17 protein-coding genes are annotated in these 20,308 nt (G+C 38.8%); 9 read left to right on the top strand and 8 right to left on the bottom strand.

Translation table 11 applies throughout. From position 1 onward, the window contains the following. Positions 1-3: 3 nt before the first annotated feature. A complete protein-coding gene (locus BLP81_RS00350) occupies positions 4-1,203 on the bottom strand; it encodes a sensor histidine kinase (RefSeq protein WP_093364135.1) in 1,200 nt (399 codons plus the stop codon). After that, entirely contained in the window at positions 1,200-4,673 is a 3,474-nt protein-coding gene (locus BLP81_RS00345; RefSeq protein ID WP_093364132.1) for a PAS domain S-box protein, read from the bottom strand. The genes BLP81_RS00350 and BLP81_RS00345 overlap by 4 nt, the downstream gene beginning before the upstream one ends. A gap of 88 nt (positions 4,674-4,761) precedes the next feature. Between BLP81_RS00345 and BLP81_RS00340 the strand changes: the two genes are divergently transcribed. Next, positions 4,762-5,748 (top strand): DUF1028 domain-containing protein, encoded by a 987-nt coding sequence (locus tag BLP81_RS00340; protein WP_093364129.1) that lies wholly within the window; start codon positions 4,762-4,764, stop codon positions 5,746-5,748. A gap of 3 nt (positions 5,749-5,751) precedes the next feature. Then, the gene (locus BLP81_RS00335) at positions 5,752-6,777 is read left to right on the top strand and encodes an isoaspartyl peptidase/L-asparaginase family protein (RefSeq protein WP_093364126.1); all 1,026 of its coding nucleotides are present in this window, start codon (positions 5,752-5,754) and stop codon (positions 6,775-6,777) included. Here BLP81_RS00335 and BLP81_RS00330 read toward each other — a convergent pair. Next, the gene (locus BLP81_RS00330; protein ID WP_093364123.1) at positions 6,774-8,804 is read right to left on the bottom strand and encodes a thioredoxin domain-containing protein; all 2,031 of its coding nucleotides are present in this window, start codon (positions 8,802-8,804) and stop codon (positions 6,774-6,776) included. The two genes, BLP81_RS00335 and BLP81_RS00330, sit on opposite strands and share 4 nt — an antisense overlap. Positions 8,805-8,975: 171 nt before the next feature. On the opposite strand from BLP81_RS00330, the gene BLP81_RS00325 reads away from it, so the two are divergent. The 3 genes from BLP81_RS00325 (at position 8,976) to BLP81_RS00315 (ending at position 10,617) form a co-directional block, all read left to right on the top strand. Then, positions 8,976-9,668, top strand: coding sequence for a CoA transferase subunit A (locus BLP81_RS00325; protein ID WP_093364120.1), 693 nt, complete (start codon positions 8,976-8,978; stop codon positions 9,666-9,668). Positions 9,669-9,764: 96 nt separating this feature from the next. Then, positions 9,765-9,953 carry a four helix bundle protein gene (locus tag BLP81_RS13790; protein WP_394330524.1) on the top strand — a complete coding sequence of 63 codons (189 nt, stop codon included), beginning with the start codon at positions 9,765-9,767 and terminating at the stop codon, positions 9,951-9,953. Between the two features lie 10 nt (positions 9,954-9,963). Continuing rightward, complete coding sequence (locus BLP81_RS00315; protein WP_093364115.1) at positions 9,964-10,617, top strand: 3-oxoacid CoA-transferase subunit B; 654 nt, start codon at positions 9,964-9,966, stop codon at positions 10,615-10,617. Between the two features lie 69 nt (positions 10,618-10,686). Here BLP81_RS00315 and BLP81_RS00310 read toward each other — a convergent pair whose 3' ends face one another. The 5 genes from BLP81_RS00310 to BLP81_RS00290 form a co-directional block, all read right to left on the bottom strand. Further along, on the bottom strand, positions 10,687-10,962 hold the full coding sequence (locus tag BLP81_RS00310) for a F0F1 ATP synthase subunit delta/epsilon (protein WP_093364112.1): 276 nt from the start codon (positions 10,960-10,962) through the stop codon (positions 10,687-10,689). Between the two features lie 12 nt (positions 10,963-10,974). Further along, on the bottom strand, positions 10,975-12,486 hold the full coding sequence (atpD, locus tag BLP81_RS00305; RefSeq protein WP_093364109.1) for a F0F1 ATP synthase subunit beta: 1,512 nt from the start codon (positions 12,484-12,486) through the stop codon (positions 10,975-10,977). 124 nt (positions 12,487-12,610) lie between these two features. Continuing rightward, a complete protein-coding gene (glmS, locus tag BLP81_RS00300) occupies positions 12,611-14,458 on the bottom strand; it encodes a glutamine--fructose-6-phosphate transaminase (isomerizing) (protein WP_093364107.1) in 1,848 nt (615 codons plus the stop codon). An 11-nt stretch (positions 14,459-14,469) separates the two neighbouring features. After that, positions 14,470-16,026, bottom strand: coding sequence for a BamH family beta-barrel-assembly machinery protein (locus BLP81_RS00295; RefSeq protein WP_093364104.1), 1,557 nt, complete (start codon positions 16,024-16,026; stop codon positions 14,470-14,472). Positions 16,027-16,030: 4 nt separating this feature from the next. Then, positions 16,031-16,852 (bottom strand): glycogen/starch synthase, encoded by an 822-nt coding sequence (locus BLP81_RS00290; RefSeq protein ID WP_093364102.1) that lies wholly within the window; start codon positions 16,850-16,852, stop codon positions 16,031-16,033. A 109-nt stretch (positions 16,853-16,961) separates the two neighbouring features. Between BLP81_RS00290 and panC the strand changes: the two genes are divergently transcribed. Genes panC through BLP81_RS00270 form a run of 4 tightly spaced genes read left to right on the top strand, consistent with a single transcriptional unit; the run spans position 16,962 to position 20,308 of the window. After that, positions 16,962-17,807 (top strand): pantoate--beta-alanine ligase, encoded by an 846-nt coding sequence (panC, locus tag BLP81_RS00285; RefSeq protein WP_093364099.1) that lies wholly within the window; start codon positions 16,962-16,964, stop codon positions 17,805-17,807. A 7-nt stretch (positions 17,808-17,814) separates the two neighbouring features. Then, positions 17,815-18,162, top strand: coding sequence for an aspartate 1-decarboxylase (gene panD, locus BLP81_RS00280; protein WP_093364096.1), 348 nt, complete (start codon positions 17,815-17,817; stop codon positions 18,160-18,162). A 5-nt stretch (positions 18,163-18,167) separates the two neighbouring features. After that, entirely contained in the window at positions 18,168-19,130 is a 963-nt protein-coding gene (locus BLP81_RS00275; protein WP_093364092.1) for a lysylphosphatidylglycerol synthase transmembrane domain-containing protein, read from the top strand. A gap of 32 nt (positions 19,131-19,162) precedes the next feature. Beyond that, positions 19,163-20,308 carry an alpha/beta hydrolase gene (locus tag BLP81_RS00270; RefSeq protein ID WP_093364089.1) on the top strand — a complete coding sequence of 382 codons (1,146 nt, stop codon included), beginning with the start codon at positions 19,163-19,165 and terminating at the stop codon, positions 20,306-20,308.

Below are 20,308 nucleotides of genomic sequence, written 5' to 3'. Positions count from 1 at the left end.
TTTCTATTTAGGAACTGCAAAACTAAAAACACTTCCCTTCCCAGGCTCTGATTCTACTGAAATATTGCCATCTAAATTTAGAACAATTTTTTTACATGTAGCCAATCCCATCCCAACTCCAGAATGGCTGTGTTTATTTTCTTTGTAAAAGGGTCTAAATATTTTTTCAAGATTTTGTTTTTGAATCCCATGTCCATTATCTAAAACACTTATCTTCCATTCGTCCAGTTTATCTTGAACTTTTATTTGGATTTTCAGTGGCCTTTCTCTAGATCTATATTTAATAGCATTACCCACAAGATTTCTTAGCACAACAGAAAACAAAGTTTTCGATGTGCTTACCAGAGGTAAATCCTTGAATTCAATTTCGATATCTTCTGATTTTATAACAGGTAAGTTTAAATCTATGATATTTTGAATGATAGGCTCAATATCGACTAAGCCCTTTTCCTCACGAGTAGAAGAAAGCTTTGCAAAAGCCAGTATTTCATATATAAGACCTGTCATTTTTTGGGTGCTTTGTTTAGCATACTCTATGTACTCTTGTGCTTCTTTGCCAAGAGCTGTTCCGGTTTCCAGCTGCAAAAGCTCCAAAAAACCGTGGATACTATCCAGTGGATTTTTAAGATCGTGGGCGATGGAAAAGGCTATTTCCTCTGCTTGTCTTTTATGTAACTGCAACTGAGTTTGGGTTTTTTCAAGATCTAGCGACTTTCGTCTGGATTCAAACAAGCGCTCAACCAATTTAGCAAGTGACTTTAAAGACTCAATTTGTGAGGCTGAGAGCACTTTTGGTTTAGTGTCAACAACACAAAGAGTACCCAGAGCAAGTCCTTCTTTAGTGGAAAGCGGCATTCCAGCATAAAAGGCGATTTTAGGATCTGCCGTTACCAGAGGATTCTCTTTAAATCTTTCATCTTCAGTGGCGTCATTTACTATGAGCATTTTGTCTGGAGAATTTATCGCATGCGCACAAAAGGCCACATCCCTGGATGTGCTTTCTAGTTGTATACCGTGACTAGATTTAAAAAATTGAGTTTTAGAATCTATAAGTGTTATTAAGGAGACTTTCGTTCCACAAATATCTGATGCTAATTTGGTAATCAAATCTAAATCCTCATCTGGGAGGTTCTCAATCAGTCTTAGACTGTGTAATTCTTTAAGCCGTTCTGCTTCCTTATTAGGAATTGGAGGTTTTATCATTTTTTTTTTAGAGTTTTGGGAAGTTTTATTAAGAACTTTGTTCCTTTATCAAGCTCAGACTCTAAACTGATGCTACCTCCTAAGTTATGTATTATTTTTTTTACTATGGCCAGGCCTATGCCTGTCCCTGAGTATTCACTATGACCGTGTAATCTTTGGAAAATTCCAAAAATCTTGTCATGATATTCTTGAGAAATTCCAATACCATTATCCTTTACACTGAACCTATGGTAATTTGGGCTTTCTTCATAATCAATTTTTACTTGTGGCACCGCATTGCTTTGAGCATACTTGATGGAATTTTCAATCAGGTTTAAAAAAACCTCTTTCAATTCATCTTCAACAGAAAATACCACGGGAAGATTTCCGGTTTCGATTTTGGCGTTTTTTTCTTTAATAGCTTCATGTAAAAGCGATTCAACCTCCTCGATCACCGATGCTACGTCAACTTTTGTCCAGGCTAGGTTTTGTCTTCCTACTTTCGAAAAGTTGAGCAAACCAAGAATAATCTGACGCATTCGCTTTGCACCATCTACTGCAAAATTAACATATTCTTTCCCTTTAGCATCAAGATCCTCTCCATATTTTTGCTCCAGCCTGGTTAGAAAACCAGTTACCATTCTTAAAGGTTCCTGTAAATCGTGAGAAGCTATGTAAGCAAATTCTTCCAGATCTTTATTTGATTTAGCCAGAGATTCGGTTTGTTTAACCAGCTTTTGATTGAGGTTTTCAAGCTTGAGTTGATAATCTCTATATTCTGAAATATCTTGAAGAGAACCGACCATTCTTAACGCCTTAGCCTTATCATCTCTTATAATTTTACCCCTGTCTAAAACATATGCATACGAACCATCTTGTTTTTTAAACCTATACTCTTCACGCCATTCGTTTTTTTGGGTTTGCCATACAGCAGAATTAAAGGACTCTTTCACTCTTTTTCTATCCTCTGGATGAAGCTTTTCAAGCCAGATTTTCTCTGAGACTTCAAAGGCTTCGGGATCGTAACCGAAAAGTGTTTTAAGACCCTTTCCCCATTTCATTTTTTCAGTAAGCATATCAAAATCCCAAACGGCGTCTTTTACGGTTTCAGAAACAATTTTGAATTTCTCATTTTGAGTTTTGAGCTGTTCTAAATTTTTCTTATAGGCTGTTATGTCCCTGCCTACGCAAAAAAGATCATCACTGCTCTCAAGACTGAATACCGTCCAATCCACACGTAACATTCCAAAATTTTGAGAAATCACACCAAGCTCATCAGAGAAGTAACCTTTATTCTCTCTTGCTTTGTTCAATAATTTCAAAGCTTTATGACGATCCTCTTTTTCTATAAACTCTAAAAGCGGTGTTGTTAAAACGATTTCTGAGCTATATCCCAAAATTTCACAGGCTCTATTGTTTATTTTTTTAAGATAGTCGTTCTTTCCTGCAATGCATAAGAAATCGGGGGTGAATTCAAAAAAAGTACTCATTTCTTTTTCTGTGCGCTTTCTTGAAATCTCATTGGCAAGTTGAATGGAAAATTCATCGAAAATAGCCCTCAAAGTCAATTCTCTTGAATAGGTATCTCTAAATCCAAGGATAATCACTCCTAGACATTCTTCATGGGATCGAATTTGAAATCCGTAACTCAGCTTTATGTCGTTTTTTTCTTTTGAATTTGATTCGTTTTCGTGAATTAAGATTTGGGATTCATCAGTTTCAAAAATCGTATTTGCAAAATCTTCTGACCTGTAATTCAGAAGCTCAGAATCGCGATCTACCTGCTCACCTTCTTTAAATCTCAGGGATTCTGACAAGCCTTCAGAATGATGATCAACAAGCCAGAATTCGCAAAATTCGGATCCTATTAAACCTTCTATCTTTAATGAAATTTTGCAAAGGGCACTTTCTATGGAATCGTCACCTTGAAAGGCGCGATGGGTAAAAGTTAAAAGCTTACGCTTTTCAATACTTGTTTTTAAATCATTTACATTTCTGTTTAGAATCATCCAGTGAGTATACCAGCCTTCATCATTTACTATGGGTGTAATAGAAAGATTATTCCAAAATTCAAGATTGGTTTTGGTATAGCTTAAGATATCGGCATCTACAGAATTCCATTGGCTGAGTTCCGCTTCCAATTCTAGAAACATCTCTGCGTTTTTAGGTGTGACGTAGAATTCCTGAGGTGTTTTCCCTATAATCTGAGCCACGTCAAATCCGAATAAATCCTGAAAGCTGGAATTAACATACACAATTTCAGATTCCAAAAAACTATTGCTTTTGACTTCCGTAACCAAAATAGCATCCTTGGTCCCATCCACTAACTTTTCTAATAGATTGAGATGTTTTTCGCGTTTCAGGGGTTTTGTGATGTCCTGTAGGGCCCCGACCAGCCTAAGTGGTTCTCCCTTGGTATTTCTTACGATGACCACGTTTTCTCGAACACTAGCATAATTATTGCCGCTATCTAAAAATCGATAATCGAAAGTCCACTTGAAGAGATGTGGGTCATTCAGGGCTTCCTTTAAACTCTGGGAAAAAGAAGGCAGGTCATTTGGGTGTATCTTCGATTCCCAAAATGCTTTAGACACTTTATTGTTATGTATCTTATACCCAAAAAGCCGTTTATAGCCATCCCCCCAATATAACTCTTCCTTATCTAAGTCCCATTCCCAGACAGCATCGGATGTTGCCCGTGCAGCAAGATCAAATCTGACCTTAGCTTTTTCGATTTCCCTTTGTACAGTATAGTTTTTAGTAACGTCTGTTACTGTAGAAATCATAAGGTTTTGCTCTCTTAACGGAATGTTCTTAGCATTTACTATTTTTCTTTGGCCTGTGCTGGTGGTGATTGTTAGGTTTTCCCAATTCATCCTTTTTGGATCGCCAGACTCTATATCATTCAAAATCATTTTTTTAAGCCTTTCCCGCACTTGCTCATCGGGATAGACTTTTTCAAAAAAAGCAGTAACATTATTGAGTTCGTCAATTTCCCAGCCATAAATTTCCGAGAATTTACTATTCACATACAAAGCTTTAGAATCGTCTATTCTACTCACAGCAATCCCGATAGGTAAGGAATCAAAGATTTTCTTAAAAAATCTGACCTCTGTAGGTTGATACGTTTTACGTCTGACTTGTAAGGATTCAACAGCAACAAAAATGAAAGTTCTATCCTCGAAATTTAAGGGTTTACATTCAAATTTATAAGACCTGTTGTTAAAAAGAAATTTATTTAAACGGGTGGGATCAGATAATTTTAATTTTTTGATAAACCTGGAAACTTCAGCAGTATCGGCGGTAAAGGTCACTTTTAAAAAGTCAGCTAAATTCTCATTTTCGTCAAAATTGTGATCTCGCTTTGATATTGCATTCAGTTTATCATTTACTTCGACCACGCTAAAATCATTATCAATCACCGAAATTAGAAACGCAGGGGATTCAAAAAAATTCAATAAATCCCTTAATTGAGCATACGCTTGTAACATGTATTGATATTAATTTGAATTTTTTAAAATATAGAGATATATTTACTTTAACTCCCTATTAATACATAAATTTAGAAAAAATAAACCAATGCTCAGTAAACACCTGCTATTTAGCTTTTTGTTTTTCCATTTAATAGCTTCTGCTCAAAAGCCAGCAAACTCAGATAAATTTGCACATACCTTTTCCATTGTGGCTCAGGATCCAGTCACTGGAGACATGGCTGTCGGGGTTCAAAGCCACTGGTTTTCTGTTGGGACTTCTGTCCCCTGGGGAAAATCCGGGGTTGGCGTTGTCGCTACTCAGTCCTTTGTCAATGAACGCTATGGCTATGCAGGCTTACAATTGATGGAACAGGGGCTTTCTGCAGAACAGGCGCTAGAAAGACTAAAAGAAGAGGATGAAGGGCTTGCTTTCAGGCAGGTAGCTATGCTTTCCAAAGACGGTAGTATCGCTGCTTTTACTGGTGAAAAATGCGTAGAAGCCGCGTTGCATCTTGTGGAAGATAACTACAGCATACAAGCCAATATGATGGAAGATGAAGACGTGGTTTATGCCATGCGAGACGCTTTTGAAGAAAACAGCAATCTTCAGCTAGCAGAACGGGTAATAGCTGCTATGAAAGCTGCTCAGGCTAGCGGAGGCGATATCAGAGGAAAACAATCCTCGGCACTCATTGTGGTTGGAAAAGATGCTCCGGAACAGCCCTGGCTGGATAAAAAAATAGATCTGAGAGTGGATGACCACAGAGCCCCTATAGAAGAACTTTCTCGATTGCTTAATATTCACAGAGCTTATGAGTTTATGACTGCAGGCGATGTGGCCATGGAGAACAAAAATCCAAAAGCAGCTTTAGAAGCTTATGAAAAGGCTGAAACATTATTATCGACCAATGAAGAGATTAAATTTTGGAAAGCTGTAGCCTTAGTCAATTCTGACCAGGTTAACAAATCTATTCCTATATTCGAGCGTTTGTTTATGAATGATAAACGCTGGCAAAGACTCTTGGGACGTTTACCAGCCTCTGAATTAATTAGCATAGATAAATCCGCATTAGATTACTTATTAAACCTATAACTCATGAAAAAATCAATTTTATTACTGGTTAGTTTGCTATTCATTGCATGTCACGACTCGCCTAAACTCAGCAAGGAAAAGAATGTTGCCAAAACCCCGAAATTTGGAATTGTTATCCATGGTGGTGCTGGAGTTATCAAAAAAGAATACATGACCGATTCCTTACAAAAAGCCTATGAAGCAAAGCTTGAAGAAGCGATCAATGTGGGCCATAAAATACTTTCCGAAGGAGGAACAGCCGTAGAAGCTGTAAAAGAAACCATCAATGTTATGGAAAATTCTCCATTGTTTAATTCCGGCAAAGGTGCCGTTTTGAATGCTGATGGAATTGCAGAATTAGATGCTTCTATCATGGAAGGAAAAACCAGGAATGCAGGCGCCATTTCTGGAGTTCAGCATATTAAAAACCCTATTGATCTGGCTTTAAAAGTGATGAACCAATCCGATCATGTGATGCTTAGCGCCTCTGGAGCAGAAGAGTTTGCGAAATTACATGACCTGGAGTTTGTGGACAACTCTTACTTCATTACTGAGAATCGAAAAAGAGCTCTGGAAGCTTCCCAAGCCAAAGAACAGGGACTTTCTTCAAACGAATTTTACCTCAGTAATGAGAAATTTGGAACCGTAGGCTGCGCCGCATTGGATAAAGAGGGTAACCTGGCCGCTGGAACATCAACTGGTGGAATGACCAACAAAAAATACGGCAGAATCGGAGATTCTCCTATCATCGGAGCCGGTACTTACGCCAATAATAAAACCTGCGCTATTTCTGCCACAGGTCATGGAGAATACTTTATAAGAGGGGTTGTGGCTCATGACATTTCAGCAATGATGGAATATCAGGGCATCAGTTTAGAAAAAGCTGCCCAGCGGGTCATCCAAAAGAAACTGACAGAACTCGGTGGAACCGGCGGGATCGTAGGCATTGATAAAAAAGGGAATGTCGTCATGGAATTCAATACTCCCGGCATGTTCAGAGCCACCAAAAACATGAAAGGAGAAACTGAAATCAAAATGTATAAGGACTAATTGGATTTAAACCCGAGTTGCTTTTTGGCCACTTCCACCTCGGTTGTGGGCTGCTGGCAGGTTTTATTTTCACAGACGTAAATAATGGTTTCTGAAGAATCCTTGGGTAACTTATTGTTTAAAAGTTTCAGGTTTTCCTTTTGACCTCCCATAAAAACGCAATTGCTCTGGTAATCAGATTGAAGCTTTAGAGCAACTTTTTGAGCGTTTTCCCCCATAATACCAACTTCATAAAACGGGAAGGTCATCCAGCCATATAAGATTTGCCAGTTGGCGGCATAAGGCCCGGATTTATAAAGTTTGGGTTCAACCTGTTGCAGCATTTTTTCAGAAGTTTCCAAATAGATTTCATCATCGAATAATTTACCAAGCAGGAAAAGGGACTTTGCCAGTGAAGAATTGGATGCAGGAATTACATTATCATTGATTTCATAGGTTTTCGAAATGAGCTGTTCACCCCTTTTGGAGGTGTACTGAAACATAGCAGAGGATTCCTCTTTAAAATCTCTGAAGCAAATTTCAGTCAACTGTCTTGCCTTGTTCAAGTACTCCATACTGAAAGTTACCTGATATAAATTGATAAGTGCTTCAATCATAAACGCATAATCTTCAAGAAATCCGATGATGGACCTTTCCCGGTGATGAGTTCTTAGAAGTTTTTCATTTTCTATAAATCTAGTGTTTAATAAAAATTCGACTGAGGACTCTGCTAGTTCTAAGTATTCCTCGGCCTGCATAGCTCTGTAGGCCTCTACCAGGCCGGAAATCATCAAGGCATTCCAGGAGGTCAGAATTTTGTCATCCAAAGCGGGACGAACTCTTTTCTCCCTATGTGAATGTAATTTCTCTTTTAAATTTTCAAGCTCATCTTCAAAAGTTTCCTTATCTAGAGCATTAGCTACTGCATAGTCCTGAGGAGACTGGTTTACAAATAAGATGTTTTTAGGCGGTTCCCAGTTTCCACGCTTGGAAATATTGTAATAGTCCTCAGCCAAACTCAACTCCTTTTCAGAAAGCAGGTCCTTTAATTCCTTATACGTCCACACATAGTATTTCCCTTCTTCTCCTTCGCTATCGGCATCCAAAGCAGAATAAAATCCGGATTCAGGATGTTTTAATTCGCGCTTTACAAAAGCTATGGTTTCAGTAATCACTTTTTTATAATGGGGTTTGGGAAATAATTTGAAGGCATTGGCATAAAGGCTCAAAAGCAGAGCATTGTCATATAACATCTTTTCAAAATGCGGGGCAAACCACTTATCATCCACAGCATACCTGGAGAATCCTCCACCCACCTGGTCGTAAATCCCTCCAAAAGCCATCTCATCTAAAGTTTTGATCAAAGCCTCGGCAGCAAAATGATTTTCAGTTTTCTGATAATATTGAAGCAAAAATTGCCAGGAATTGGACATGGGAAACTTAGGGGCTCCTTTAAAGCCCCCGTTCTGCAAATCGGCGATTTTCTGCCAATTCATAATAAAATCGTTATAATTGGAAGCTTTGAAGGGTTTTTCTTCTTCTACTGCGGAAAGTTCTTGAGACAATTGAATACCTTCGGTCAGCTTCTCTGCTGTTTCCAATAATTGATCGTAACTATTAGAGTAAGCTTTAGCCACGTTTGACAAAACTTTCTTCCAGTTCTCTTTGGGGAAATAGGTCGCTGCATAAAATGGTCTGCCGTCTGGAAGTGCAAAAGCATTGAGTGGCCATCCTCCCCGGCCCGTAAGCATTTGCGCCGCTTCCATATATATATGATCGATGTCTGGGCGCTCTTCCCTATCGATTTTGATACATACAAAATGCGCATTCATCAGCTCCGCTACCTCGTCATCTTCAAAAGATTCATGAGCCATCACATGGCACCAGTGGCAAGCCGCGTAACCAATACTGATAAGTAAAGGTTTGTTATCCTCCTGAGCACGTGCAAGGGCTTCCGGGCCCCACTCCTCCCAGTTTACAGGGTTTGAAGCATGTTGAAGAAGGTACGGACTTGTCGCGTGTTTTAAGTTGTTTTCTTGAGTAGACATGGAATTCTTTTTCTTAAAATTACTTATTTTTATTTCTACTGAATGCAAAGTCCTCTTAAAACTAAAGTGTTTAGAAAAAAACTAAATGCAGTTCTAACACAATCTTCAGCCTTTTAAAAAAATTGGAAAGCATTTTAAAATTCTGTATTTTCAACCTAAATAAAAAACCCAATGATCAATAAAACAGTACAGAATGTAACCGAAGCATTAGAAGGGGTTCAGGATGGCATGACTTTCATGCTTGGAGGCTTTGGCTTAAGTGGAATTCCCGAAAATTCTATAAAAGAACTCGTCAAAAGAAACGTTCAGGACGTTACCTGCATTTCTAATAATGCAGGGGTAGACGATTTTGGCCTAGGCCTGCTCCTGAAAAAGAAGCAAATCAAAAAAATGATTTCCTCTTATGTGGGTGAAAATGCAGAATTTGAACGTCAAATGCTTACCGGGGAACTGGATGTAGAGCTCATTCCTCAGGGAACACTGGCAGAACGCTGCAGAGCTGCTCAACATGGTATTCCAGCCTTCTACACTCCTGCTGGTTATGGCACAGAAGTCGCAGAAGGAAAAGAAGTAAGAGATTTTGATGGGAAACCGCATATTATGGAAAAGGCATTTGTAGCAGATTTTGCTTTTGTAAAAGCCTGGAAAGGCGATGAGGCAGGAAATCTGATCTTCAAAGGAACTGCCCGAAATTTCAATCCGGTCATGTGTGGAGCGGCAAAGGTCACCGTTGTTGAAGTTGAAGAACTGGTAAAACCCGGCGAACTGGATCCTAATTTTGTTCATATCCCGGGCATCTTCGTGCAACGCATTTACCAGGGAGAAGCCTACGAGAAACGAATAGAACAACGAACTACTCAATAAATCAACGAGTCCATTTAAAGAAGAGAAATGATAAGAGCGACCTAATATGAAATTGACTTTTTGATGATGCGCCTGAAATAATTGCTTTCCTGAAAGATAAAGACAGCAAAAAAGTTTGAAATGCTTTCTCGACTATATAAAAGCGGTACTTCAGCAGGAGCAAAGATAAAAGAGACTCAAAATGCTGAAAGCAAAGCGAATTTTATTCATAAATTGAAAACAGCTGTAAAAGAAGCATATCTTCTTCAAAGAAACCATAAAATTAAAAAAATTTCAAACCGATAAAATAAATACCATGTTAGATAAAACCGGAATTGCGAAACGAATTGCTCAAGAGGTACAAGATGGATTTTATGTCAATCTGGGTATTGGCATTCCTACACTTGTGGCCAATTACGTACGCAATGATATAGAAGTGGAATTCCAAAGTGAAAACGGAATTTTGGGGATGGGTCCTTTTCCTAAAGAAGAAGAGGTAGATGCCGACCTCATCAATGCGGGCAAACAAACCATAACTGCTCTTCCCGGGGCCAGCTTTTTCGACTCCTCTATGAGCTTTGGGATGATACGTGGTCAACACGTTGACCTCACTATTTTAGGGGCTATGGAAGTCGCTCAAAATGGAAACATAGCCAACTGGAAAATACCCGGCAAAATGGTTAAAGGCATGGGGGGTGCCATGGATCTCGTGGGTTCGGCAAAAAATATAATTGTCGCTATGATGCATACCAATAAAGCTGGAGATTCAAAATTGCTAAAGGCCTGCTCACTCCCCCTTACAGGAGTAGAATGCGTGACCAAAATTGTCACCAATTTGGCGGTTTTGGATATCGTAGATAAGAAATTCAGGCTTCTGGAACGGGCGCCAGGCGTAAGTACAGAAGACATTCAAAAAGCCACCGAAGGCGATTTGATTATTGAAGGCGATATTCCTGAGATGTCGCTTTAGGGGAAGGCATTAAAATAAAAAAGGGCTGATCTTAAAGATCAGCCCTTTTTTTATGAGTTTGATTTTGTTTTAATCAATCAAAATGACAACTTTATTGTCCTTAAGTTCAATCACACCACCAGAAATATCAAAATAAAATTTAGAGTCTTCGTTATAGAATTTGTCTTTAGATTCTTTCGGTAAAGTGATAGAAGAGTCGAGTTTTATCGATCCTTTTTTCAAAACTGAAACTACAGGCGCGTGATTATCCAGGATCTGGAACTCTCCATTAATCCCTGGAACACTCACAGATTTCACTTCATCACTCAGTATAATTTGTTCCGGACTTACTATTTCTAGGTGCATGTCAAGTATTTTTTAAGCTTCCTCTTTTAGCATTTTTTCTCCAGCTTCTATAGCTTCTTCAATAGATCCTTTTAAGTTGAAAGCAGATTCCGGAATGTGATCAAGTTCTCCATCCATTATCATATTGAAGCCTTTTATGGTTTCTTTTATATCTACAAGCACACCTTTAAGGCCTGTAAATTGCTCTGCAACGTGGAAAGGCTGAGAAAGGAATCTTTGCACACGTCTTGCTCTCGATACCGAAAGTTTATCTTCTTCAGATAATTCTTCCATACCCAGAATGGCAATGATATCTTGTAGTTCTTTATATTTCTGAAGTAATTCTTTTACGCGCTGAGCACAATCGTAATGATCGTCACCAAGAATATCTCTGGTTAGAATTCGCGAGGTAGAATCCAAAGGATCAACCGCAGGATAGATACCTAGTTCAGCAATCTTTCTTGAAAGTACTGTTGTAGCATCTAAGTGAGAGAAAGTTGTTGCCGGAGCAGGATCCGTCAAGTCATCTGCAGGAACATAAACGGCCTGTACAGATGTAATCGAACCTTTTTTGGTCGATGTAATACGCTCCTGCATGGCTCCCATTTCGGTAGCTAAGGTAGGTTGGTACCCTACAGCAGAAGGCATACGGCCAAGAAGTGCAGACACCTCTGAACCTGCCTGTGTAAATCTAAATATATTATCCACGAAGAAAAGAACGTCTTTTCCCTGAGCTTCACCCGCACCATCACGGAAATATTCGGCAATGGTAAGGCCGGATAAGGCTACACGTGCACGTGCTCCAGGTGGCTCATTCATTTGTCCAAAAACGAAGGTCGCTTTAGACTCTTTCATACCTGCTTTATCAACTTTTTTCAAGTCCCATCCACCTTCTTCCATGGAATGCATAAAGTCGTCTCCGTATTTTATAATACCGGATTCGAGCATTTCACGAAGTAAATCATTTCCTTCTCTGGTTCGTTCTCCAACACCTGCAAAGACGGAAAGACCACCGTGACCTTTAGCGATATTGTTAATCAATTCCTGGATAAGTACTGTTTTACCAACACCTGCACCACCAAATAAACCAATTTTACCACCTTTTGAATAAGGCTCAATAAGGTCAATAACTTTAATTCCTGTAAAAAGAACTTCCGTAGTTACCGCTAAATCCTCAAATTTTGGGGCATCCCTATGGATAGACATACCGTCTTTTCCAGTTTTAGGAAGATCTCCGAGCCCGTCGATAGCATCTCCGGTGACGTTAAACAAACGCCCGTAGATATCTTTTCCTATTGGCATTTGAATTGGATTCCCTGTACTAAGCACTTCTGTTCCACGGCTCAAGCCATCTGCAGAATCCATCGCGATGGTTCTTACAGTGTTTTCACCAATGTGAGATTGTACTTCAAGGATGAGGTCTGATTTGTTTTCACGTTTTACCTCCAAAGAATCGTAGATTCTCGGCAAGTCTTTGGTGTTTTCGAATTCTACATCGATAACAGGACCAATAATTTGAGTGATTTTACCTTTAACTTTAGACATTATCTAAGGATTTTATTTAGTGAATTTTCTGAGAAAATCCGTATTTAAAATTTTTTTGCAAATATAGAGTTTTTAAATAAATCTTTTAATGCAATATGCTATTTAATCAATAATTGATTTATATCTATTCTACAGTAACAGATTTAGCAAGGTTTCTTGGCTGATCTACATTTTTACCTAACATCACGGCAATGTGATAAGAAAACAGTTGTAAAGGTATGGTTGTGAGCAGGGGCGTAAGCGCTTCAAAAGTCTCGGGGACTTCTATCACGTGATCTGCCATGTTTTTTACCGACGTATCGCCTTCAGTCACTATCGCAATGATTTTCCCTTTCCTGGATTTTATCTCTTGGATATTACTCACCACTTTTTCATAGTGGCCTTTTTTGGTAGCAATAACCACTACTGGCATATGTTCATCGATAAGAGCAATAGGACCATGCTTCATTTCTGCAGCAGGATAACCTTCCGCATGAATGTAAGAGATCTCTTTTAGCTTCAATGCCCCTTCCAGAGCTACGGGGAAATTATAACCTCGGCCGAGATATAAACAGTTCTTCGCATTTTTATAAACATCGGCAACTTCCACGATATGTGTGTTGGACTTTAATGCCTTCTCGATCTTGGCAGGAATCTGTTCCATTTCATTCAAATACATATGGTAATCCGAATTTGAAATAGAACCTTTGGCTTTGCCTAATTTCAGAGCCATCAAACTTAATACAGTGATTTGAGTGGTAAAAGCCTTGGTCGAGGCAACGCCTATTTCTGGTCCAGCATGGGTATAAGCACCTGCATGGGTTTCTCTAGAAATGGAAGAACCTACCACATTACAAACTCCGAAAACAAAAGCACCGTTTTCTTTAGCCAGTTTAATTGCAGCCATAGTATCTGCTGTTTCTCCACTTTGGGAAATAGCAATAACTACATCGTCCTTATCTATGACCGGATTTCTGTATCTGAATTCGGAAGCGTATTCCACTTCTACCGGAATCCTGGCCAAATCTTCAAAAATATATTCTGAAACCAGTCCGGCGTGCCAAGATGTTCCGCAAGCTACTACGATGATACGCTTGGCATTTAAAAATTTCTCGAGATTATCATCGACACCCGCCATTCTTATAATACCCTGATCTGCAAGCATTCTCCCTCTATAGGTGTCTTTAATAGCGCTCGGCTGCTCATATATTTCCTTAAGCATGAAATGATCGTAGCCGGCCTTTTCAATCTGGTCAAGATTCATTTGAAGCTTTTGCACATAGGGATCTACCAGGGAATCGTCTTTTATCTTTCTTACCTTTACCCGTTTACCAAGCCTTACCACAGCCATCTCACCATCTTCAAGATAGATTGCTTTTTTGGTATATTCTATAAAAGGCGAAGCATCTGAGGCTATGTAATATTCATCTTCTCCAACCCCAATAGCCAGTGGACTTCCAAGTCTGGCTACAACTATTTCGTTTGTTTTTGTTTTATCAAAAACCGCAATCGCATAGGCTCCTATGGTTTGGTTTAATGCTATTTGAACTGCCTTTCCCAGTTTCACTTCTTCATTAATCATGATATCTTCAATCAAATTCACAAGGACTTCTGTATCCGTATCTGATGAAAAAGTATAACCTCTGTTTTGAAGTTCTGTTTTTAAGGATTCATAGTTTTCTATGATTCCATTATGGATTATAGCCAGGTTTCCGGAATTTGAATAATGGGGATGTGAGTTTACATCATTTGGCTCTCCGTGAGTTGCCCATCGCGTATGACCAATTCCTACAGTCCCTTGTAAAGTGATTTCAGATTCGCACTTTTTTTGTAAATCCGCAACTTTGCCTTTGGTTTTACAAACATTAAGGTCCTGACCATCAAATATCGCTATACCGGCACTATCATACCCTCTATATTCCAGGCGCTTTAAGCCCTTAAGTATAATGGGATAAGCGTCCTGCTTACCAATATATCCAACAATTCCACACATATAAAAAGATATTAGTTAGTTTCAGTATAAATTATTCTCAATTTAAGTCTTTTCGTTTCAGTAGCAGATCGATTACCATGAAGAACTATACCCCGCGGAGTTTCCAACATCATTCCGGGTACTTCGTCAGAAATACCCAATGACGTATTTCTTGTTTCAACCAGACCTGGATTATTGATATTTGGTGACACATAAAGACCTAATCGAACGTTTGTAGAGTCATTGTTAATGACATTATTGATATAGGAAGTCAGTTTTATCCTGTAAAAGGGATCGCCGTTTTCGTCTTCCGTGAGCGGGCCAAGATGTACTTGTCTGGAAAGATTTGGATTCTCTGAAGCCGTAGGATCTCTTATGAAATCTGTCAAGACAGTTTCCTCGTCTAGATTAAACAAAAACACTCTGTTAATTCTATTCTTTGGAGATGATGCGATTTCTTCATCGATGTAAAGATCCAGGTTTGCTTCATTAATCAGCCAGTTATTAGACCTTAACTCATCCAGTTCATCAGAAACACCATTACCATCCAGGTCTGGACCTGTAAAAAGTTCGATGATTCCTGAAGAACCTTCACCACCTTTCAAATAAATATTTTCTTCGCCCTCTTCAAGATTTTGACTGGATAAATCTACGCTGAAATTATCTTCATACAGATTAAGCTTAATCCCGCTAAAATTCAATACAAACTGATTATAGTTAAATTCTGGATCTCCCTGATTTTCTTCGTCTTCAATTTCATTTCTATAATAAATCGTAATATTAGCTTGCTCATTGTTCAAGTCGAACATAGCCATACTCAATTCAGACTCTTGCTGCTCAGCTTCTATAAAAAAGCCTCTAAGGTAGTTTTTAAACGCATTATTACTGACCAGGACTTCGGGGCTAAATGGATTAATAATTTTATCCTCGAAGTACTGATTAGGCATTTTGATTCGGATTCTTGGCGATAAACTTAGGGTATCTATGGCTCCGGCCGAACCGGTTTCAAACAAAATAACAGGCTCTGTAAGCTCTGAAGGCTTTATAACCTGAGAAGTCACTAGAGGAGAAGCCTCTATATTCGGCCTAAACTCATCCAGTTGATCTGTGAAATAGAGTTGTCTCTCTTGAAAACCACTTTCAGGCTCCGGATCCAGATCTCTCAAAAACTGGTTGGATTCGAAGATATTTACTTTGAAACTTCCTTCTCCGTAGACAGAATCCAGCTCATACACCCCTTGCTCAACTTCTCTACTAAAAAAAGGCAGCGTCATCACAACGGAATCAACAATTGTATTGGCCTCAAATTCCGGATTAGTGGCAGACAAACTAACTTGTGTCAGAATCTTGACTTCGGACAATCCATAAACAGGATCGTCATATTTTCCTAAAAAGTAATTGTTAAATCCGTTTGTTTGAATAGAATTATGCTTTTCGCTGTAAGCTATTAAATTTTCGGTTTCGTAGGCTGGTTGTATTGCTATACTGTTGATGAGGTCTGTTCCAACTTCAGAATATTCATTTTCGCAAGACCATAAAAGGCTTAAAACAGTAATTGAAGCCAGGCTTCTCAATATAAACTTTGACATATAACTAATCTTCTTCTTCGTTTAAAATATCTTTTAGGTAATACGTTTGGTAGGCATTTGCCATTTCTTCACGTTTCACGTACGGAAGAATGGGAAGTTCGGACTTTTCGATATAAGCCTTGAGGTCCTCAGAAATCTCTTCGCTTCCAATCACAAGCCCGTCAGAATTATCTATGGCCACTTTTAAAATATTATCATGGGTGGGATTATCCAGATGTGCAACAGCATCGTCTTCAATTCCATCAAACAAAACTTTCTTTTTCATTTCATCATCTAACGCTCCTTCAAAGCTTTGATTGTATAATGAAGTCACAATTTTAGCATCAGAAAACAAAGGCTCGTTGCCGTAATAATGCCTCAGGTACATCGGCAATAAGGAAGACATCCAGCCGTGAACGTGAATTATATCCGGGGCCCAGTTCAATTTCTTAACCGTCTCGATAACTCCTTTTGCAAAAAAAATAGCGCGCTCGTCATTGTCCTCAAACAGTTCCCCATCTTCATCAGAAAAGGTTGCTTTCCTTTTGAAATAATCTTCGTTGTCTATGAAATAAACCTGCATTCTTTCTTTAGGGATAGAAGCTACTTTAATTATAAGGGGCATATCTAAGTCATTGATAACCAAATTCATACCCGAAAGCCTTATCACTTCGTGAAGCTGGTGTCTGCGCTCATTAATATTTCCAAATCTCGGCATAAAAATACGGGTTTGCCCACCCGCTGCATTGATCAATTTCGGCGCTTCAAAGGCTGCAGAGGAAATATCGTTTTCTGGCAAATAAGGAACAACCTCAGATGAAACGTAAAGTATGCGTTTATCTTTCATAAAATTCTTACATTAAAGATTAATGGCAAAAAGTTGGCAAATTTACAAAAATTTATGCGGATTCCCGCGAAAATATTAATATTGCAAATCCAAATCAGATACACAGCCTGTGGTTATAAATTCAAAAAAATCTCTTCAAGAAACTTTAGAGATTGCTAAAAAAGAGGGAAATACAATAGGACTTGTACCGACTATGGGAGCTCTGCACGAGGGGCATCTCTCTTTGATCAACTTCGCTTACTCTCAATGCGACCGTGTTGTGGTCAGTATTTTTGTGAATCCCACCCAATTCAATAACGCGGCAGACCTGGAAAAATATCCTCGCGACCTGTCTAAAGACGCCGAATTCTTAAAGACTCACAATCCCGAAACTATCGTTTTCACTCCTGAAATAAAAGAAATTTACAGCGACGAAGTCAAATCTGAATCTTTTGAATTTGGAAACTTCGTCAACTTTATGGAAGGCGAATTCAGAACCGGACATTTTGATGGAGTTGGCAGTGTCCTAAAAAGACTTTTCGACATTGTAAAACCCGACAAGGCCTTTTTTGGAGAAAAAGATTATCAGCAGTTAAGGGTGGTTAAAAAACTAGTCGAAATTACCGGTCAGCCAGTAGAGATTGTAGGTTGCCCGACAAGCAGAAATAAATTCGGACTTGCTCAAAGCTCGAGAAATTTTCGCCTGAGTGACTCACAGCTCAAAGAAGCAGAACTGATTTATGAAGCCTTGACCAGGGCCAAAAAAATGTTTTCAACAAATTCAGTAGAAACCATCGAAAAAGAGGTTGAGCAGCTGTTTCAGGCTCACCCCTCTTTTGAACTCGAATACTTTTCAATAGTAAAAGAAAAAGATCTTATTCCAACAAAAACTAAAGAATCTGAAGAAAATTACAGAGCATTTATCGCCGCATTTCTAGGTGAAGTGAGACTTATCGACAATATGGCTCTTTATTAAAAAAAACATGCAGATACATCTTATAAAATCAAAAATACACCGCGTAAAAGTTACCGGTGCAGACCTGAACTATATAGGCAGCATAACCATAGATGAAGATCTTATGGATGCGGCAAATATTATAGAAGGCGAAAAACTACAGGTGGTAAACAATTCCAACGGAGAGCGCCTGGAGACCTATGCCATTCCTGGCGAAAGAGGAAGTGGCGAAATCACTTTAAACGGTGCCGCTGCAAGAAAAGTTTCTCCGGGAGATATTCTTATCCTCATGGCTTATGCTATCATGACACCCGAAGAAGCTAAAACCTTTAAACCCAAACTTGTCTTTCCTAATGAAAGCAACTTATTGAAGTAAGCCTTATGAAAAAAGCCATCAAAAAAGGGATAAAGACTTTTGCTCCAATGGCTTTAGGCATTTTCTTTATTTGGTTTTCTTTATCCAAATTTTCTTCAGAAGAACTGAATCAGCTATGGTCGAACATTAAAAACGTCGATTTCATCTGGGTCGCCATCTCCTTGTTAATGGGGATTTTGTCCCATTTATCCAGAGCTTACCGCTGGAAATTCTTACTGGAGCCTGTTCATATTTTTCCCAAATTTTATAACTGTTTTTTCTCCTTGATGCTTGGTTATCTTGCCAATCTTGGCATCCCCAGATCTGGAGAAGTCTTAAGAGGAGCGACTCTGGCTTCCTATGAAGATGTAAAATTTGAGAAAACCTTTGGGACCATTATCACAGAGCGCCTTGTAGATTTAATCATGCTTCTCTCTATAGTTGGCTTTACATCCATCTCTCAAAGCGATAAAATTTTTGCCTTTTTCAGCAGTCAGAACATCAATCCGTTTTTTGGAGGACTGGTCATTATCACCTGCATTTTATTACTGATTATTGGCTTCAGAATTATTAAAAACAGCAGGCTTCCTCTTTTTCAAAAATTAAAAAACTTTATAGAGGAGCTCTTTAAAGGCATGAAAAGCGTATTCTCTATGAAGAAAAAAATTTATTTTATTCTTCATACGTTTATAATCTGGGGACTTTACGTCGGTATGTTTTACGTTTTGAAATTTGCTTTCCCGGACACACAGGACCTGGGGCTTGAAGCTACTTTTGTCGCTTTTATTTTTGGAGCATTTGCCATGTCGGTGACCAACGGGGGTATTGGACTTTACCCTATAGCCATAGGAATTGCCTTCAATACATTTGGTGTATCCTTTGCCACAGGAGAAGCTTTTGGATGGGTGATGTGGGGCACTCAAACCGGTCTGGTTATCCTATTGGGCGGATTCTCTTTCTTGATCTTACCGCTGATAAACAGAAGATAATTTTAGTACATTAGCGACTTAAACCAAAGACTATGAGGCATATCCTACTTTTATCCCTGCTCTATTTGACTTTCCAGACCTCCTCTTTTTCTCAAACGGAATACATTGAAGTCAATTCTTCCATTTTAAAGGAAACAAGGCAAATTAAACTGCAACTCCCAAGAAATTACAGTTCAAGCCAAAAGGAATACCCCGTGATTATCGTTTTAGACGGTGATTACATGTTTGAGCCTTTTGCGGGCAATGTTGACTACCTCAGTTATTGGGAAATTATTCCAGAATCTATTGTTGTCGGCATCAATCAAGCCGGATTCAGAGATAAGGATGGCCAAATAGATTCAGAGAGCGAATTACCTGTTTCTACTGGTGCAGATTTTTTTGAATTCGTCGGATATGAAGTGCTCAAATATATCGATGATAACTTTAGAACGACCCCTTTCACCATTATTGCTGGCATAGATTATATGGCCAATTTTTCAAATTTTTTTCTGCTTAAGGAAACTCCCGTGTTTAGTGGCTACATTAATTTTAGCCCGGACGTAACTCCAAAACTCCCTGAACGCCTCAAAAGAAAACTAGATAAGGTTAAACAAAAAATCTGGTATTATTTAGCAACTTCAGAACATGATATCCATCAGCTTAAAATCAAGACCGAGACCCTGGATTCTTACCTTTCGATTTGTAACAATCCCAATTTTAATTACAAATACCGAGTTTTTGAAAACGCAGACCACTTCAGTTTTGTTGCCGATGCAATTCCCAGCGCTTTGCTTTCCATTTTTTCTACCTATGGTCCTATCTCTGACTATGAATATGAATCCGATTTTCTTAGTTCCCAGTCTCCAGCCAATTCATTGGAAGATAAATACCTGACCATTCAAGAATTATATGCCATCGAAGTCCCTATTCGAATTGTAGATTTTCTTAAAACCGCGGAGGCCATTGAAGAATTAAAATTATGGGAAGATTATCAAAACCTGAGCAAACTCGCCAGAAAAGAAGCCCCAAGCACGGTTTTACGCAATTACTTCCAGGGACTTTACTTCGAAAAAATAGGCGAACCAAACAGGGCCATCAAAGAATACCAGGCTGCTTACGGACTCGAAAGTGCGGGCTATCTCAATAGTGAGGTGCTTCTTGGAAGAGCAGACGAGTTAAAAAGAATTTACGGAAACTAA

The organism is Psychroflexus sediminis (assembly GCF_900099815.1).
GTDB classification, from domain to species: domain Bacteria; phylum Bacteroidota; class Bacteroidia; order Flavobacteriales; family Flavobacteriaceae; genus Psychroflexus; species Psychroflexus sediminis.
The sequence above is the reverse complement of the archived record's forward strand: the minus strand, read 5'-3'. Positions and strand labels throughout refer to the sequence as shown.

Excerpts from the sequence above, each read along its gene's own strand:
- BLP81_RS00350 (WP_093364135.1), bottom strand. The coding sequence starts at position 1,203 with ATGATAAAACCTCCAATTCCTAATAAGGAAGCAGAACGGCTTAAAGAA.
- BLP81_RS00345 (WP_093364132.1), bottom strand. The coding sequence starts at position 4,673 with ATGTTACAAGCGTATGCTCAATTAAGGGATTTATTGAATTTTTTTGAA.
- BLP81_RS00340 (WP_093364129.1), top strand. The coding sequence starts at position 4,762 with ATGCTCAGTAAACACCTGCTATTTAGCTTTTTGTTTTTCCATTTAATA.
- BLP81_RS00335 (WP_093364126.1), top strand. The coding sequence starts at position 5,752 with ATGAAAAAATCAATTTTATTACTGGTTAGTTTGCTATTCATTGCATGT.
- BLP81_RS00330 (WP_093364123.1), bottom strand. The coding sequence starts at position 8,804 with ATGTCTACTCAAGAAAACAACTTAAAACACGCGACAAGTCCGTACCTT.
- BLP81_RS00325 (WP_093364120.1), top strand. The coding sequence starts at position 8,976 with ATGATCAATAAAACAGTACAGAATGTAACCGAAGCATTAGAAGGGGTT.
- BLP81_RS00315 (WP_093364115.1), top strand. The coding sequence starts at position 9,964 with ATGTTAGATAAAACCGGAATTGCGAAACGAATTGCTCAAGAGGTACAA.
- BLP81_RS00310 (WP_093364112.1), bottom strand. The coding sequence starts at position 10,962 with ATGCACCTAGAAATAGTAAGTCCGGAACAAATTATACTGAGTGATGAA.
- atpD (WP_093364109.1), bottom strand. The coding sequence starts at position 12,486 with ATGTCTAAAGTTAAAGGTAAAATCACTCAAATTATTGGTCCTGTTATC.
- glmS (WP_093364107.1), bottom strand. The coding sequence starts at position 14,458 with ATGTGTGGAATTGTTGGATATATTGGTAAGCAGGACGCTTATCCCATT.
- BLP81_RS00295 (WP_093364104.1), bottom strand. The coding sequence starts at position 16,026 with ATGTCAAAGTTTATATTGAGAAGCCTGGCTTCAATTACTGTTTTAAGC.
- BLP81_RS00290 (WP_093364102.1), bottom strand. The coding sequence starts at position 16,852 with ATGAAAGATAAACGCATACTTTACGTTTCATCTGAGGTTGTTCCTTAT.
- panD (WP_093364096.1), top strand. The coding sequence starts at position 17,815 with ATGCAGATACATCTTATAAAATCAAAAATACACCGCGTAAAAGTTACC.
- BLP81_RS00275 (WP_093364092.1), top strand. The coding sequence starts at position 18,168 with ATGAAAAAAGCCATCAAAAAAGGGATAAAGACTTTTGCTCCAATGGCT.
- BLP81_RS00270 (WP_093364089.1), top strand. The coding sequence starts at position 19,163 with ATGAGGCATATCCTACTTTTATCCCTGCTCTATTTGACTTTCCAGACC.